This window comes from Ensifer sp., assembly GCF_035999185.1.
Lineage (GTDB): Bacteria > Pseudomonadota > Alphaproteobacteria > Rhizobiales > Rhizobiaceae > Ensifer.
Genome location: NZ_DASYHB010000190.1, coordinates 1 through 15,174, shown reverse-complemented (window position 1 = coordinate 15,174; position 15,174 = coordinate 1). Strand labels below are relative to the sequence as shown.

Annotated in this window: 8 protein-coding genes; 5 read left to right on the top strand and 3 right to left on the bottom strand. The window is 62.9% G+C overall.

The genetic code is table 11. The features are described 5' to 3' along the window. Positions 1–184 precede the first annotated feature (184 nt). A complete protein-coding gene (acs, locus tag VGO04_RS25685; RefSeq protein WP_327498787.1) occupies positions 185–2,134 on the top strand; it encodes an acetate--CoA ligase in 1,950 nt (649 codons plus the stop codon). A gap of 162 nt (positions 2,135–2,296) precedes the next feature. Here the strand turns inward: acs and VGO04_RS25680 are convergent, their stop codons facing one another. Then, on the bottom strand, positions 2,297–2,497 hold the full coding sequence (locus tag VGO04_RS25680; protein ID WP_327498786.1) for a DUF1674 domain-containing protein: 201 nt from the start codon (positions 2,495–2,497) through the stop codon (positions 2,297–2,299). A 125-nt stretch (positions 2,498–2,622) separates the two neighbouring features. Here VGO04_RS25680 and htpX point away from each other — a divergent pair, with 125 nt between their 5' ends. The 4 genes from htpX to purH all read left to right on the top strand — a co-directional run bounded on the left by htpX (position 2,623) and on the right by purH (position 8,682). Further along, a complete protein-coding gene (gene htpX, locus VGO04_RS25675) occupies positions 2,623–3,582 on the top strand; it encodes a zinc metalloprotease HtpX (protein ID WP_327498785.1) in 960 nt (319 codons plus the stop codon). Then, positions 3,582–4,991 (top strand): RsmB/NOP family class I SAM-dependent RNA methyltransferase, encoded by a 1,410-nt coding sequence (locus VGO04_RS25670; RefSeq protein WP_327498784.1) that lies wholly within the window; start codon positions 3,582–3,584, stop codon positions 4,989–4,991. The genes htpX and VGO04_RS25670 overlap by 1 nt, the downstream gene beginning before the upstream one ends. 209 nt (positions 4,992–5,200) lie before the next feature. After that, positions 5,201–6,883, top strand: a complete 1,683-nt coding sequence (locus tag VGO04_RS25665) for a heparinase II/III family protein (protein ID WP_414650602.1) — start codon at positions 5,201–5,203, stop codon at positions 6,881–6,883. Between the two features lie 188 nt (positions 6,884–7,071). Beyond that, positions 7,072–8,682: a bifunctional phosphoribosylaminoimidazolecarboxamide formyltransferase/IMP cyclohydrolase gene (gene purH / locus VGO04_RS25660; protein WP_327498783.1), complete on the top strand. Its 1,611-nt coding sequence runs from the start codon at positions 7,072–7,074 to the stop codon at positions 8,680–8,682. A gap of 50 nt (positions 8,683–8,732) precedes the next feature. Here the strand turns inward: purH and VGO04_RS25655 are convergent, their stop codons facing one another. Both VGO04_RS25655 and VGO04_RS25650 read right to left on the bottom strand, forming a co-directional pair. Continuing rightward, positions 8,733–10,094, bottom strand: a complete 1,362-nt coding sequence (locus tag VGO04_RS25655) for an MFS transporter (protein WP_414650601.1) — start codon at positions 10,092–10,094, stop codon at positions 8,733–8,735. A 222-nt stretch (positions 10,095–10,316) separates the two neighbouring features. Continuing rightward, on the bottom strand, positions 10,317–15,110 hold the full coding sequence (locus VGO04_RS25650) for an NAD-glutamate dehydrogenase (RefSeq protein WP_327498781.1): 4,794 nt from the start codon (positions 15,108–15,110) through the stop codon (positions 10,317–10,319). Between the last annotated feature and the right edge of the window lie 64 nt (positions 15,111–15,174).

The window sequence follows — 15,174 nt, the reverse complement described above, 5'->3', positions numbered from 1 at the left end:
GAGTCTACCACTGATTTCCGGGAAATGTGGGCCTCTATACCGTCCTTGTCGCGAAATTGCAATTCTTCAGTTCCAAATGTCCTTTTGTCTAATTGCGGCGGGCATTTGACCTGCTATGTATGTCCGCGAAACGGGCTGGCCCTGGGAGTGGCGAGCCGCACTAGGAATGCGTAGGGAGGAAAACATGTCCGCCAAAATCTACCCGGTGTCGAAGTCTGCCAAGAGCCGGACGCTGCTCGATAACGCCACCTATCTGAAGTGGTACGACGAGAGCATTTCGGACCCGGCGAAGTTCTGGGGCAAGCACGGAAAGCGGATCGACTGGTTCAAGCCCTACACCAAGGTCAAGAACACCTCCTTCAAGGGCAAGGTCTCGATCAAGTGGTATGAAGACGGCCTTACCAACGTTTCCTACAATTGTATCGACCGCCACCTGAAGACGCATGGCGAAAAGACTGCGATCATCTGGGAAGGCGACAATCCCTATATCGACAAGAAGATCACCTACAACCAGCTCTACGAGCAGGTATGTCGGCTTTCCAACGTGCTCAAGAAGCACGGCGTCAAGAAGGGCGATCGCGTCACCATCTACATGCCGATGATCCCGGAAGCGGCCTATGCGATGCTCGCCTGCGCCCGCATCGGCGCCATCCATTCGGTGGTCTTCGGCGGCTTCTCGCCGGACGCACTCGCCGGCCGCATCGTCGACTGCGAGAGCACCTTCGTCATCACCTGCGACGAGGGCGTTCGTGGCGGCAAGCCGGTTCCGCTCAAGGAAAACACCGACACGGCGATCGACATTGCGGCCAAGCAGCACGTGATCGTCAACAAGGTGCTCGTCGTGCGCCGCACCGGCGGCAAGACTGCCTGGGCGCCGGGACGCGACCTCTGGTATCATCAGGAAATCGCGACCGTGAAGCCGCATTGCGAGCCGGTGAAGATGAAGGCGGAAGACCCGCTGTTCATCCTCTATACCTCTGGCTCGACCGGCAAGCCGAAGGGCGTGCTGCACACCACTGGCGGATACCTCGTCTACGCCTCGATGACGCATGAATACGTCTTCGATTATCGCGACGGCGATATCTACTGGTGCACGGCGGACGTGGGCTGGGTTACCGGCCACTCCTACATCGTCTACGGACCGCTTGCGAATGCGGCAACGACGGTCATGTTCGAAGGCGTGCCGAATTTCCCGGATGCGGGTCGCTTCTGGGAAGTGATCGACAAGCACAAGGTCAATGTCTTCTATACGGCCCCGACCGCGATCCGCTCGCTGATGGGCGCCGGTGACGACTTCGTCAAGCGCTCGTCGCGTTCGTCGCTGCGCCTGCTCGGCTCTGTCGGCGAGCCGATCAACCCTGAAGCCTGGGAATGGTACTACAACGTCGTCGGCGACCAGAAGTCGCCGATCGTCGACACCTGGTGGCAGACCGAGACCGGCGGCATTCTGATCACGCCATTGCCGGGCGCGACCGATCTGAAACCCGGTTCGGCGACCCGTCCGTTCTTCGGCGTCCAGCCGCAGCTGGTCGACAACGAAGGCAACGTGCTCGAAGGCGCTGCCGACGGCAACCTCTGCATCACCGACAGCTGGCCGGGTCAGATGCGCACGATCTACGGCGACCATGCGCGCTTCGGCCAGACCTATTTCGCCACCTACAAGGGCAAGTACTTCACCGGTGATGGCTGCCGTCGCGACGAGGACGGCTATTACTGGATTACTGGTCGCGTCGACGACGTACTCAACGTCTCCGGCCACCGTCTCGGAACGGCCGAAGTCGAATCGGCGCTGGTTTCACACCACCTCGTCTCGGAAGCGGCAGTCGTCGGCTATCCGCATCCGATCAAGGGCCAGGGCATCTATTGCTATGTCTCGTTGATGGCCGGAGAAGTTGGCAATGACGAGCTGCGTCAGGCTCTGGTGAAGCATGTTCGTTCCGAAATCGGTCCGATTGCCACGCCCGACAAGATCCAGTTCGCGCCGGGACTGCCGAAGACCCGCTCGGGCAAGATCATGCGCCGCATCCTGCGCAAGATCGCCGAAGACGATTTTGGCGCGCTCGGCGATACTTCGACACTTGCCGATCCGGCGGTCGTCGAGGATCTGATCGCCAACCGACAGAACAAGGCCTGACGAAAAAAGGCTGCGCGTTCATCGGACGCGCAGCCGCTTCTCTGCTCTCAACATACGAGATCACGAGCTGGCACAATGCGCCGCCAGGGCTCACCACGAAATTCGTGAGCCGGATTCAGACCCTACAAGTACCGCCAACACATGCGGCGGCCTGGTCTGAATTCAGAAATCAATCGCACGACCCTTGATCTCCCAGTCGCCGAAGCGGGCCGGATCCTCTCCGCCTCGACCGCCGATCTCGGGCAGCAATTCCTTCTTCTCCTCGGCCTGGCGCCGCTCCTCGGCTTCTTTCAGCGCGCGCAGCGCTGCAGCTGGCAGTGGCCGTTTTGGACGGTCGGGGGCATTATCATTGTCGTTTTGCATCTGGATGGTATCCGGATTCGTGCATCAATATTGAAGAATGAAGCGTTTGCACCCATCATATAGGGTGCTGTTCCCGTGACGGGAACCCTGATTCACGTGAAACACAGACGACCCGGAGCCCTTTGATGAACCTTGTCCGTACCGCCATGCTGCTTGCCGTCATGACCGCCCTGTTCATGGCCGTCGGCTTTGCCATCGGCGGACGCGGCGGCATGATGATCGCCTTTGTCATGGCGGCCGGCATGAACTTCTTCTCCTATTGGAATTCCGACAAGATGGTGCTGCGCATGTACCGCGCGCAGGAGGTGGATGAGCGCAGCGCGCCGGAATATTACGGCATCGTTCGCGATCTCGCCAAAAACGCCGGCTTGCCGATGCCGCGTGTCTACGTCATCGACAGCCCGCAGCCGAACGCGTTTGCGACCGGCCGCAACCCGGAGAATGCGGCGGTCGCCGCATCCACCGGTCTGCTCCAGGTTCTCAACTATGATGAGGTCGCTGGCGTCATGGCGCACGAACTCGCCCACGTCCAGAACCGCGACACGCTGACGATGACGCTGACGGCGACGCTTGCGGGTGCGATTTCCATGCTCGGCAATTTCGCCTTCTTCTTTAGCGGCAACCGCGAGAACAACAACCCGCTCGGCTTCATCGGCACGTTGGTCGCGATGATCGTCGCGCCGATGGCGGCGATGCTGGTGCAGATGGCCATCAGCCGGACACGCGAGTATTCGGCCGACCGTCGTGGCGCCGAGATTTGCGGCAAGCCACTGGCACTTGCCTCGGCGCTGCAGAAGATTGCCGGCGCTGCCCATCAAATTCACAACGACGATGCCGAGCGCAATCCGGCGACGGCGCATATGTTCATCATCAATCCGCTCTCCGGCGAGCGCATGGACAATCTGTTTTCGACGCATCCGAACACCGAAAACCGAATCGCCGCGCTCATGCAGATGGCGCAGGAGATGTCTTCGCCCTCGACGCCGCCTGTTCGTGCTGATAATCCCGTACGCAAATCGCGCTCTGTGCCTCCTACCGGTTGGGGTCGCGGTGGTTCCGAACCGCCCAAAGGTCCCTGGTCCTGATGTCTGCAGAAAACAAAAACGATTCACGCCCGAAACGATCACCACACAAAGGTGGTGCAAAATCGAGGGCTCCGGCAGCAGCGCCGCGCGGTCCGGAAAAGCCGGGCATGAAGGCTCGGCAGGCAGCCGCAAAGATCCTCGCCGCCGTCATCGACCGCAAGACGTCGCTTGACGGCATGCTCGATCATGAACACGGCAATCCGGCGTATCGGGAACTCAACGAGGCTGACCGCGCCCTGGTGCGCGCGATCCTGAACTCTGCCCTTCGTCACCTTCCGCGCATCCAGACTGCGATCAACTCGCTGTTGCAGACACCGTTGCCGGAAGGCGCGCGCGCGCTTGAGCATGTGCTTGCCGTCGCTGCGGCGCAAATCCTCTATCTCGACGTGCCGGATCACTCCGCGGTCGACATCGCCGTCGAGCAGGCGCAGGCCGATCCGCGTAATCGCCGTTTCGCCAACCTCGTGAACGCGATCCTGCGGCGCCTGTCGCGTGAGAAGGATGCGGTGCTCGAAAGCGTGCACCACGTCCCGGCTATGCCGACCTGGTTCTACGAGCGCCTTGCTGCCCACTACGGTGCGGCGCTGGCCGAACAGATCGCCGAAGCACAGCTGACACCGGCGGCGATCGACCTTTCGGTCAAATCCGATGCGAATGGCTGGGCCGAACGGCTCGGCGGCACGGTGCTGCCGACCGGCTCGGTGCGCCTCGGCGAATTCTCTGGCTCCATCCCTTCCTTAGCCGGATTCGATGACGGCGTCTGGTGGGTTCAGGATGCGGCAGCATCGATACCTGCGCGCCTTTTCGGTGATCTCACGGGCAAGCGGACCGTCGACCTCTGCGCCGCGCCCGGCGGCAAGACCGCCCAGCTCATCCTCGCCGGTGCAGAGGTCACCGCACTCGACCAGTCCGGAAGCCGGCTGCGGCGGTTGAAGGGCAATCTGAAGCGGCTGGGACTGGAGGCCGAGACGAAGGAAGTCAACATGGCCGACTTCCAGCCGGAGACTCTGTTCGATGCGGCCCTGCTCGATGCGCCTTGTTCCTCCACCGGCACGACGCGACGCCATCCGGACGTGCTCTGGACGAAGGGGCCGGAGGATATCGAAAAGCTTGCCGATTTGCAGGAGCGGCTGCTGCGCCATGCGCTGACCGTGGTCAGGCCCGGTGGCACGGTCGTCTTTTCCAACTGCTCGCTGGATCCGCGCGAGGGCGAAGAGGTGGTCGCGCGCGTGCTTGGCTCGGGCGAGGCCTATGAGCGGGTGCCAATTTCGGCAGGGGATTGGCCAGGGCTCGAGCAGGCAATCACGCCGCTTGGCGAAATGCGCACAACGCCGGCCATGTTGCCGCTGGAAGGACCCTTTGCGAGCGGGCTCGATGGCTTCTACGCCGCGGTGATTCGCCGAAAATAGGGACGAAAACCTGGTTTCGACCATCCACGACAGGGCTCAACGCCCTGTCGTGTCGTGTCATTTGACGCTTTCGAGCCGGAAGCCTATCAAAGATGACAAGATTGATAAAAGTTTAATGGTCTTTCCAGCATCATGTCGTGGCTGCGCGAGGCCATGGCGCGCTCGCCTTGATTGCGATCGTGCCAGAAATGAGGATACCGGCGGCGTTGATGTTTTCCGGCAGGCGAAGGCTTTCTTACCTGTATATGCGTGAAGGCTGGCGCCGCGTGTCGCGCCGTCTGTCGATCGGCCGCGTCTCGGCCCTGCGTTTTGCAGGCTCGACGCCGAACCGCCTGATTGTTGCACCGACCGATCTGAGAGCCGTCGACCCGTTTGTCGCCGAGGAGATTCTCTCCGGGCGCTTCCCGCTTGCTGGGCGCGTTCTCGACACGGAGGGCGAATCGCCGTTCGAGATCGACCTCCCGTCGCGTGAGTTCGCGTATCGCCTGCATTCGTTCGGCTGGCTCAGACATCTGCGGGCGATCCGGGAAGATGCCGGTTTTGTGCGCCTGCGCCAGATCGTCGACGATTGGATCGCCACCCATGGCCGTGACTTCGGCGGCGTTGCGTGGGATGCGGATATCATCGCCCAGCGCATCATTGCCTGGCTGTCGCATTCACCGGTCGTGCTGCGCAATGCCGAGCATGGGTTCTATCGCCGCTTCCTCAAGAGCCTTGCCCTTCAGGTGCGGTATCTTCGCCATATCGCCGAGACGGTGCGTGACGGTGAGGCGCGTCTCAGGGTGCGACTTGCACTCGCCATGGCCTCCGTTGCCATGCCCGCATCGCCGAGCGTCATCCGGAAGGCGGCGCGCCACCTCGACCATGAACTCGACCGCCAGATACTGCCGGATGGCAGCCACTGCTCCCGCAGCCCGCGGGCCGGGCTCGAATTGCTGCTTGATCTGCTGCCGCTCCGGCAGACCTACGTCAATCTCGGTCACGACGTACCGTCGCGGCTGATACCTTGCATCGACCGAATGTACCCTGCCCTGCGCTTCTTCCGGCACCAGGGCGGTGAGTTGGCCCTGTTTAACGGCGCGACTTCGGTTCTGGCGCATGAGTTGGCTTCGGTGCTGCGCTACGATGAGACGGCCGGCGAACCCTTCCGTTCGCTGCCGCACGCGCATTACGAGCGCCTGGCGATGGAAAACACCGTTGTCATCATGGATACAGGCCGGCCACTCTCCGTCGATCTTTCACGCGGCGCCCATGCCGGATGCCTTTCGTTTGAAATGTCCTCGGGCAAGACGCGCTTTGTGGTCAATTCCGGAGCTCCGAAATTCGCCGGGGACCGTTTCCGGCAGCTGTCGCGGATGACGGCGGCGCATTCGACCGTGACCGTCAACGACACCTCGTCGTCGCGCTTCTCCCAGTCGCGCTTTCTTGGGCCGATCATGACGACGGGCGTTTCGAAGGTATCGGTGGCGCGCAAGGATGAGCCGGGTGGGCTCGAATCGGTCACAGCAAGTCACGATGGTTATCTTGCCGCCTTCGGCCTGATGCACGAGCGCGACATCGGTGTCCTGAACGGCGGCCGCATGATCCGCGGTCGCGATCGGCTGATGCGCACCGATGGCAGCGATCCGGAGGAGAGCAACACGGCCACGGCGGTTGCCCGCTTCCACATTCACCCGGCGGTCACCATTCGCCAGAACAACGGGCGCGAAATCTTTCTAACGGCGCCGGATGGGGAGGCCTGGCTGTTTTCGTGCCAGGACGGCGAACTCGCCGTTGAGGAAGATATCTTCTTTGCTGATCCCTCCGGCATTCGGGCCTCGTCGCAGTTGACCGTGACCTTTGCCGTCGCGCGCCAGCCGGAGATCCAGTGGACTTTCTCGCGCGCGAACTGAGGCTGCTTTGCAGCCCTTCGGGTCGTAGGTCCGACGAGCTGGTTGAATTTCGATCGATCCAATCCAAATTCGTCGCGCTCTCGCGGCCTCGTGAGGTTTCTTCGGCGGACAAGCTATGCTAACGGGCAGCCATCCCAATCGCCGGAGCTTCCTCCCCGGGCGTCCGGCGCCGCCAAAGGAGCATGGTGATGGCTGTCGCCTCCAAGAAAATCCCCGCCCCGAACGAGGTTACGGTCCGCACCGCTCTCCTCTCCGTGTCCGACAAGACGGGCGTCGTCGATCTGGCACGCGCGCTTCATGAAAAGGGTGTCCGGCTGGTTTCGACCGGCGGCACGCACAAGGCGCTGTCGGAGGCCGGACTGCCGGTGAGCGATGTGTCCGAACTGACGGGCTTCCCCGAGGTCATGGACGGGCGCGTGAAAACACTGCATCCGGGCGTGCACGGCGGTCTGCTTTCGATCCGTGACGATGCCGACCACGTGGCCGCCATGACGGCGCACGGCATCACCGCGATCGATCTCGCGGTCATCAATCTCTACCCGTTCGAAGAGGTTCGCGCTCAGGGCGGCGACTATCCGACGACGGTCGAAAACATCGACATCGGCGGCCCGGCAATGATCCGCGCCTCGGCGAAGAACCACGCCTACGTGACGATCGTCACCGATCCGGCCGACTATCCGCTGCTGCTGGAAGAGCTTGCTAGCGGCAAGACGACCTACGCCTTCCGCCAGAAGATGGCGGCCAAGGCCTATGCACGCACGGCGGCCTACGATGCGGCCATTTCCAACTGGTTTGCCGAGGCACTCGATACCCCGATGCCGCGGCATCGGGTTATCGGCGGCGTCCTCAAGGAAGAAATGCGCTACGGCGAGAACCCGCACCAGAAGGCGGGCTTCTACCTCACCGGCGAGAACCGTCCGGGTGTGGCGACTGCTGCCCTGCTGCAGGGCAAGCAACTCTCCTACAACAACATCAACGATACGGATGCCGCTTTCGAGCTGGTCGCCGAATTCCTGCCCGAGAAGGCGCCGGCCTGCGCCATCATCAAGCACGCCAACCCCTGCGGCGTCGCCACGGCGCCGACGCTTGTTGAAGCCTATCGCCGGGCGCTTGCCTGCGATTCCACTTCGGCATTCGGCGGCATCATCGCGCTCAACCAGGAGCTCGATGCCGAAACGGCGGAAGAAATCGTCAAGCTCTTCACCGAAGTGATCATCGCGCCTTCGGTCAGCGATGCGGCCAAGGCGGTCATCGCCCGCAAGCCCAACCTGCGCCTGCTTTCGACCGGCGGCCTGCCGGACCCGCGCATTCCGGGCCTTGCCGCCAAGACGGTATCGGGCGGTCTCTTGGTACAGACCCGTGACAACGGCATGGTCGAGGATCTCGAGCTCAAGGTCGTCACCAAGCGCGCGCCGACCGCGCAGGAACTTGAGGACATGAAGTTTGCCTTCAAGGTGGCCAAGCACGTGAAGTCGAACGCCATCGTTTACGCCAAGGACGGCCAGACCGCCGGTATCGGGGCCGGCCAGATGAGCCGCGTCGATTCCGCCCGCATCGCGGCGATCAAGGCTGAGGAAGCCGCCAAGGCGTTGGGTCTTGCAACGCCGCTTACCAAGGGCTCTGCCGTCGCCTCCGAAGCCTTCCTGCCCTTTGCCGACGGTCTGCTGTCGGCGATCGCGGCGGGTGCTACCGCCGTTATCCAGCCGGGCGGCTCGATGCGCGACGAAGAGGTGATTGCGGCAGCCAACGAGCATGGCGTCGCGATGGTCTTCACCGGCATGCGCCACTTCCGCCACTAAGCGTTCGGGACAAGCGCCAAGCGCCTGTCCCCGGACTTTGGGCTACCCGATCAGGAGCCGCCGCGTCCAAAGGATGCGGCGGCTTTTTTGCGGCCGTCATCTGCCGGATAGGGCGTGCGCAGAAGGATCAGCAGGCCGACGACCAGGAAGGCAATGAGCGCCATCATGCCGATACGCGCCGAGCCCGTGGCAAGGGTGATTGTGGCGACCGAGGCAGGGGCAAGGAACGACGTGGCGCGGCCGGACAGCGCATAGAGGCCGAAGTAGCGTCCGGCCTCATCCAGGCTGACGCTACGGGCGAGATAGGAGCGCGACGACGCCTGGACCGGGCCGAAGGCGATGCCCACCAACAGGCCATAGAGGATATAGGCCTTCTCGGCCGCCGTACCGAACAAGCTACCGGAATCTGCTGTCGATAGCGGTACGAGGCCAAACAGGGTGAAGCCCGGGCCCGTCGAGACGATGCCGATCGTCGCCAGCGTCAGGCAGATCAGGCTGGCGGTGACGATCACCTTGGAGCCGAGGCGCGTATCGAGCCTGCTCGCATAGAGACAGCCGCCGATGGCGACGACGTTGAGGATGATGCCGTATATGCCAAGTTCCAGCGTCCGCCAGCCGAACATCGCCGCGGCGAATGTGCCGCCAAGCGCCAGAAGGCCGTTGACACCGTCCTGGAAGATCATCCGGGCGATCAGGAAGCGCAGGATGCCCGTTCTTTGCTTCAGTTCGGCGAGTGTGCCTTTCAGTTCCCGAAGGCCGGTAACCGTTGCCTTTCCGAGCGACATTGTCGCCTTGCTCGCATCAGGCGTGAAAAGGAACATCGGCAGGATGAAGACGAAATACCAGAGCGCCGAGATCGGGCCGGTGATGCGTGCATCCTCCCCCTTGGCAGGATCGAGACCAAACAAGGGATCGATGCCCGCCGCCGTCTTGCCGGTCTCCGGGCTCCCGGCAAGCAGCGCCACGACGGCGATCAGCACGATCATGCCGCCGAGATAGCCGAGCCCCCAGGCGATGTTGGAGATACGTCCGACATCCTTCTCCGGCACGAGGCGCGGCATCATCGAATCGTTGAAGACGATCGAGAACTCGGCCGCAATGGAGGCGAGGATCATGAAAATCGCGGGATAGAGGATCGGCAAGCCGGGTGCGGCGAACCAGAGCATAGCCAGCGATGCGATCTTGATCACCGCAAAGAAAGCGATCCAGGGTTTGCGCGGCCCGGTCGCATCCGCAATCGAACCGAGCACGGGCGAGAGAACCGCGATGATGATACCGGACACGGTGAGCGTATAGCCCCACATCGCCTGTCCCATCGCATGGTCTTCCGTCAGCCGGGCGACGAAATAGGGACCGAAGATGAAGGTGGTTATCACCGTGAAGAAGGGTTGCGCCGCCCAGTCGAACAGCATCCAGCCGGCAATGCCTGCGCGTGACGTGCGCGGTTGTTGCTCGGTCCTGTCGGCTGAAATCTGCAAGGTCCCCTCCCAAAGCGACTGCGCCGCGCGTCCCCTGGAACGCGCGGCGCAGCCTATCTTCAATCGCACTGATTCCAAAAGGTTTAGAGCGGGATGCGGGCGAAATATTCGCCCGCATTTCTGCTCCGCCCGCCGTTCAGTTGCGAAGGGACCGGCTTACTTCGCTCGACCCCGGGCAAGGTCGTTCAGAAGGCCGGCGGCAACCGTGATCTTGGCGAGCGTCGTCTCGCCCTTCTCGGTCAACAGCCTCAGCTGGCCTGTCGCCTGGGCGACGCGCTCGCGCTCGTTCTCCTCCCAGGCGGCAACCGGATTGCGTTCCTTCTTCTGCTCGCGCAGAGCCGCAGCAGTGATATCCCGCCGTGCGGCGGCGATATCGGAGACGGCCCGCGACAGGGCCATCGCCTCGAACTGCTCGGTTGCCGGAACGCGGTCGGAGGCCGCCAGGAGGCGGTTGATCCGCAGCGTGTCGGTGACGGCGAAGTAGCCCTGGGCCGTGCGGCTCAGCGTCTCGCCGGTTTCGGTCGCAATCTGCATGATCTCCGGCACCAGCGTCATCAGCGCCAGTTCCGAGATTTCCTCGGCAAGCTTGGCCGGTACACCGCCCTCGACGAAGGCGGCGGTCTTAAGCCGCGCCTCTTCGGCGCTTTCGCCCGAGACGGCTGTCCTCATGGTGCCGCGCAGCTTCTGCAGGCCGTCGCGCAGCCGCGCTACGGCTTCAGAGACTGAGCCTGTCGCCGCATGGGTGCGCAGCGCCCGCTCGGTGACGAGCGTGAAGATACGGCCCACTTCCTGGTAGAGGACGTTCTGCAGGCCGCCCCCGATCTTGTTGTCGAGCGCGTCGATCTCGTCATAGATCCGCGGCAGGTCGAAGCCGTCGAGCGCCAGCACCGCCGCCTTGACGACGTCGGCCGACAGGAAGCCCGTCGCGTCCGTCAGCGTCGAGACGAAGGCCGGGCCGCCGCGGTTGATGACCTCGTTGGCAAGGATCGTCGAGATGATTTCACGGCGCAGACGATGGCCGTGAATGTCGCCCGCATAGGACTTGCGCATCTTGCCCGGGAAGTAACGCTCAAGCGTTGCCGTGAAGTACGGATCGTCGGGCAGTTCGCTCGCAATCAGCTCATCGAAGAGAACGAGCTTGGAGTAGGAGAGCAGCACGCCAATTTCCGCGCGGGTCAGCGGCTTGCCCGCCTGATAGCGCTCGGTCATCGCCTGGTCGGTCGGCAGCGTCTCGACCTTGCGGTTGAGATGACCGTCGGCCTCGAGCCGGGTCATGAGCCGGCCAAGCGTCGTACGGTTGCCGAGGCCCTGCATGGACGTCAGCGAGATCGCCAGCGACTGTTCGTAGTTGTTGCGCAGCACCAGATGGCCGACTTCCTCGGTCATCGAGGCAAGCAGCGTGTTGCGCTTCGGCCGCGTCAGGCGACCGTCGCGCATGGCAGAGGCCAGCGCGATCTTGATGTTGACCTCGACGTCGGAGGAGTTGACGCCCGCGGAGTTGTCGATGGCGTCTGAGTTGCAGCGGCCGCCATTCAGACCGAAGCCGATACGGCCCTTCTGGGTAACGCCGAGGTTGGCGCCCTCGCCGATGACCCGGGCACGCACCTCTTCGGCCGTCACGCGGATGGCGTCGTTGGCGCGGTCGCCGACTTCGGCATCCGTTTCGGAGCTGCCGCGAATGTACGTGCCGATGCCGCCAAACCACAAAAGATCGACCTGGCTCTTCAGGATCGCGTTCATGATCTCGAAGGGTGTCGCCTTCGGCTTGTCGAGACCGATTGCTGCCATCGCCTGAGGCGTCAGCGTCACTGACTTTTCGGCGCGCGAGATGATCATCGCGCCTTCCGAAAGCGTCTTGCGGTCATAGTCCTGCCAGCTCGAACGCGGCAGCGCAAACATGCGTGTGCGCTCGGCGAAGGAGGCTTCGATATCCGGAGACGGATCGATGATGATGTCGCGGTGGTCGAAGGCGGCGATCAGGCGGATCTTCTCGGACAGCAGCATGCCGTTGCCGAAGACGTCGCCGGACATGTCGCCGACACCGGCAACGGTGAAGGGCGTCGTCTGGATGTCGATGTCCATCTCGCGGAAGTGCCGCTTGACGGTTTCCCAGGCGCCGCGGGCGGTAATGCCCATCTTCTTGTGGTCGTAACCGGCCGAACCACCCGAAGCGAACGCGTCGTCGAGCCAGAAGCCCGCTTCCTGCGCAAGGCCGTTGGCCGTGTCGGAGAAGGTCGCGGTGCCCTTGTCGGCGGCGACGACGAAGTAGGGATCATCGCCGTCATGGCGCAGCGTGTCGGCCGGCGGCACGACGTCCTGGCCGACGATGTTGTCGGTGACCGACAGCAGCGTGCGAATGAAGGTCTTGTAGGCCTCGGTTCCGGCCTTGAAGACCTCGTCGCGGGTCCCGCCGACCGGAAGCAGCTTCGGATAGAAGCCACCCTTGGCGCCGACCGGCACGATGACGGCGTTCTTGACCTGCTGCGCCTTGACGAGGCCAAGCACTTCCGTGCGGTAGTCCTGGGCGCGGTCCGACCAACGAAGGCCACCACGGGCGACCTTGCCGAAGCGCAGGTGCACGCCCTCGACTTCGGTGCCGTAGACGAAGATTTCGCGGAACGGACGCGGCTCCGGCAGGCCGTCGAGCGCCTTCGGGTCGAGCTTGAACGCAAGAACCGCGCGCGGCTTTCCGTCTGCATCGTGCTGGAAGTAGTTGGTGCGCAGCGTCGCTTCGATGGCGTTGACGTAGCGACGGAGAATCCGGTCTTCGTCAAGGCTCGGAACGTTCGAAAGCGCATCCTCGATGGAGGCCAGCAGCGCGTTGCACTTCTTGGCGCGCGGCTTTTCCTCGAGCTTCGGATCCATGCGCGTCACGAACAGCTTGAAGATATCGGCGGCAATCGCCGGATACTTGTTCAGCGTGTCGGCGATGTAGCCTTGCGAATAGGTGATGCCGGCTTGGCGCAGGTAACGCGCATAGGCGCGCAGTACCGTCACTTCACGGGCGTTGAGGCCCGAAAGCAGGATCAGACGGTTGAAGTTGTCGTCCTCGATCGTGCCGTTCCAGGCGGCGAGGAAGGCTTCCTCCAGCGCCGGGCCGCTCTTTTCGAGGTGCAGTGCAAGACCGTCGCGATGGATCAGCTCCATGTCGTGCAGGACGACCTTGCGCTTCTCCTCGCCGTGGGCGTTGACGCCGATATCGTAGGTCTGTTCGCTGATCACCCGGAAGCCGAGGTTTTCGAGCAGCGGCACGCGGCGCGACAGCGACACCGGTTCGCTGGCATGGAAGATCTTTAGCTCAGCCGTATCCGTGCGGGTAACAGCACGCGGATAATTGTAGAACTCGATGCGGATCGGATCCGGCCCCTTGCAGGCGGCGATATCGGCGAGATCCGCATAGGCTTCCGCCGGCGTGAAGAACGACTGGTAGGCGTTGTCGACGTCGAGTTCGATGCCGTCCTTGCGGGCAAGCAGGTCGAACCGGTCGATCCAGCGGGTGACGATGCCACGCACTGCTTCTTCGAGCTTGGCCTGCGGAATGCGCGGCGTCTTGCCGGCCGAGCGGCCGATGATGAAGTGGACGCGGGCGAGCCCGCCCTCGGGGAAGGCCGGGTAGTAGGCGGAGACGCGGCCGTCATAGACCGTCTTCAGGTAGTCGCCGATCTTCTCGCGGACGTCCGAATCGTACTGTTCGCGCGGCACGAAGACGATGACCGAGACGAAGCGGTCGAAATGGTCGATGCGTGGCAGCACGCGGATGCGTGGCCGGTCGCCAAGCTCGTTGATCTGTTCGCAGAAGGCGGCGAGCAGTCCGACATCGATCTGGAAGAGGTCGTCGCGGGGATAGGATTCCAGCGTGTTGTCGAGCATCTTGCCGGAGTGGCTCTGCGGGTCGTAGCCGAAATGGTCGACGATCTTCTCGATCTTGTGGCGCAGAAGCGGAATTTCGGCGGCCTGGCGGGTGTAGGCTGAAGACGTGAACAGGCCGACGATGCGCAGTTCGCCAGCGACGTTGCCGTCCGCATCGAAACGCTTGACGCCGATATAGTCCATATAGGCCCGGCGATGCACGACCGACTTGACGTTGGCCTTGGTGACAATCAGGAAGTCCGGGCTTTCGAGGAAGGCGAGGATCTCCGGCGTGGTCAGCACGGCGTCCTTGCCCTGGCGCAGAACGCGCACATCGGGATTGGAAAGAATGCCGAGGCCCCTGCCCTTGCCGCGCTCGACGGTCGCTTTCCCGCCCTTGCCGGAATAGGTGTACTCGCGCATGCCGAGGAAGGTGAAGTTGTTGTCGCGCAGCCAGCGAAGGAAGGCGAGCGCCTCGTCGCGGTCGCTCTTCTTGCGAGACGCGTTGTAGGCTTCGAGTTCCTGCATCGCCTGGTCGAGCTGCGCCGTCATCGCCGGCCAGTCGTGCACGGTCTGGTGCACCTGTTCCAGCACGTCGCGGATGCGGTTGCTGAGCTGCTCGGCCTCGACAGGTGCGAGCTTGGTCAGGTGGATCTGGATGTGGCTGACGCGGTGTGCCGGATCGCTCGGCTCTTCCGGATCGAAGAGTTTGGCGGCCTTGCCGGGCTCCTGGACCAGGATCGGGTGGATCGCAAGATGAATGTCACGGTGCGTGCTGGTGATCTCACCCATGACCGAATCATAAAGGAACGGCATGTTGTGTTCGGTAACGGCGATGACCGAAACTTCGGCACCGGCAGGCGCGATACCGGCGACGGTCTCGACCGAAACCTGCGGCTTGCCGCCATCCCAGCGGGCGAGTTCGCGATGTGCGTGGGCTGCGGTCAGCGCCAGCATGTCCGCCGAATAGAGATCGAGGTCGTCGTTGCTGGCCCCACCGAAGAGGATCTCCGGCGCCAGTGCGTCGACGCCCAGTTTGATGGCGGCCGCCTTCGCTGCGTCGATGTGTCTGTCCCGCTTCGGATTGTATTTCACGCCCATGAAGTCTCTCCCACTCATGATAGGCCAAACCCTATCAGAACCATGGCTAATGGCGACCGCTTTT

Bases quoted from the DNA above. Each gene is read 5' to 3' on its own strand.
- acs (WP_327498787.1), top strand. From the start codon at position 185: ATGTCCGCCAAAATCTACCCGGTGTCGAAGTCTGCCAAGAGCCGGACG.
- purH (WP_327498783.1), top strand. From the start codon at position 7,072: ATGGCTGTCGCCTCCAAGAAAATCCCCGCCCCGAACGAGGTTACGGTC.
- VGO04_RS25665 (WP_414650602.1), top strand. From the start codon at position 5,201: ATGTTTTCCGGCAGGCGAAGGCTTTCTTACCTGTATATGCGTGAAGGC.
- htpX (WP_327498785.1), top strand. From the start codon at position 2,623: ATGAACCTTGTCCGTACCGCCATGCTGCTTGCCGTCATGACCGCCCTG.
- VGO04_RS25670 (WP_327498784.1), top strand. From the start codon at position 3,582: ATGTCTGCAGAAAACAAAAACGATTCACGCCCGAAACGATCACCACAC.
- VGO04_RS25655 (WP_414650601.1), bottom strand. From the start codon at position 10,094: ATGCTGTTCGACTGGGCGGCGCAACCCTTCTTCACGGTGATAACCACC.
- VGO04_RS25680 (WP_327498786.1), bottom strand. From the start codon at position 2,497: ATGCAAAACGACAATGATAATGCCCCCGACCGTCCAAAACGGCCACTG.
- VGO04_RS25650 (WP_327498781.1), bottom strand. From the start codon at position 15,110: ATGGGCGTGAAATACAATCCGAAGCGGGACAGACACATCGACGCAGCG.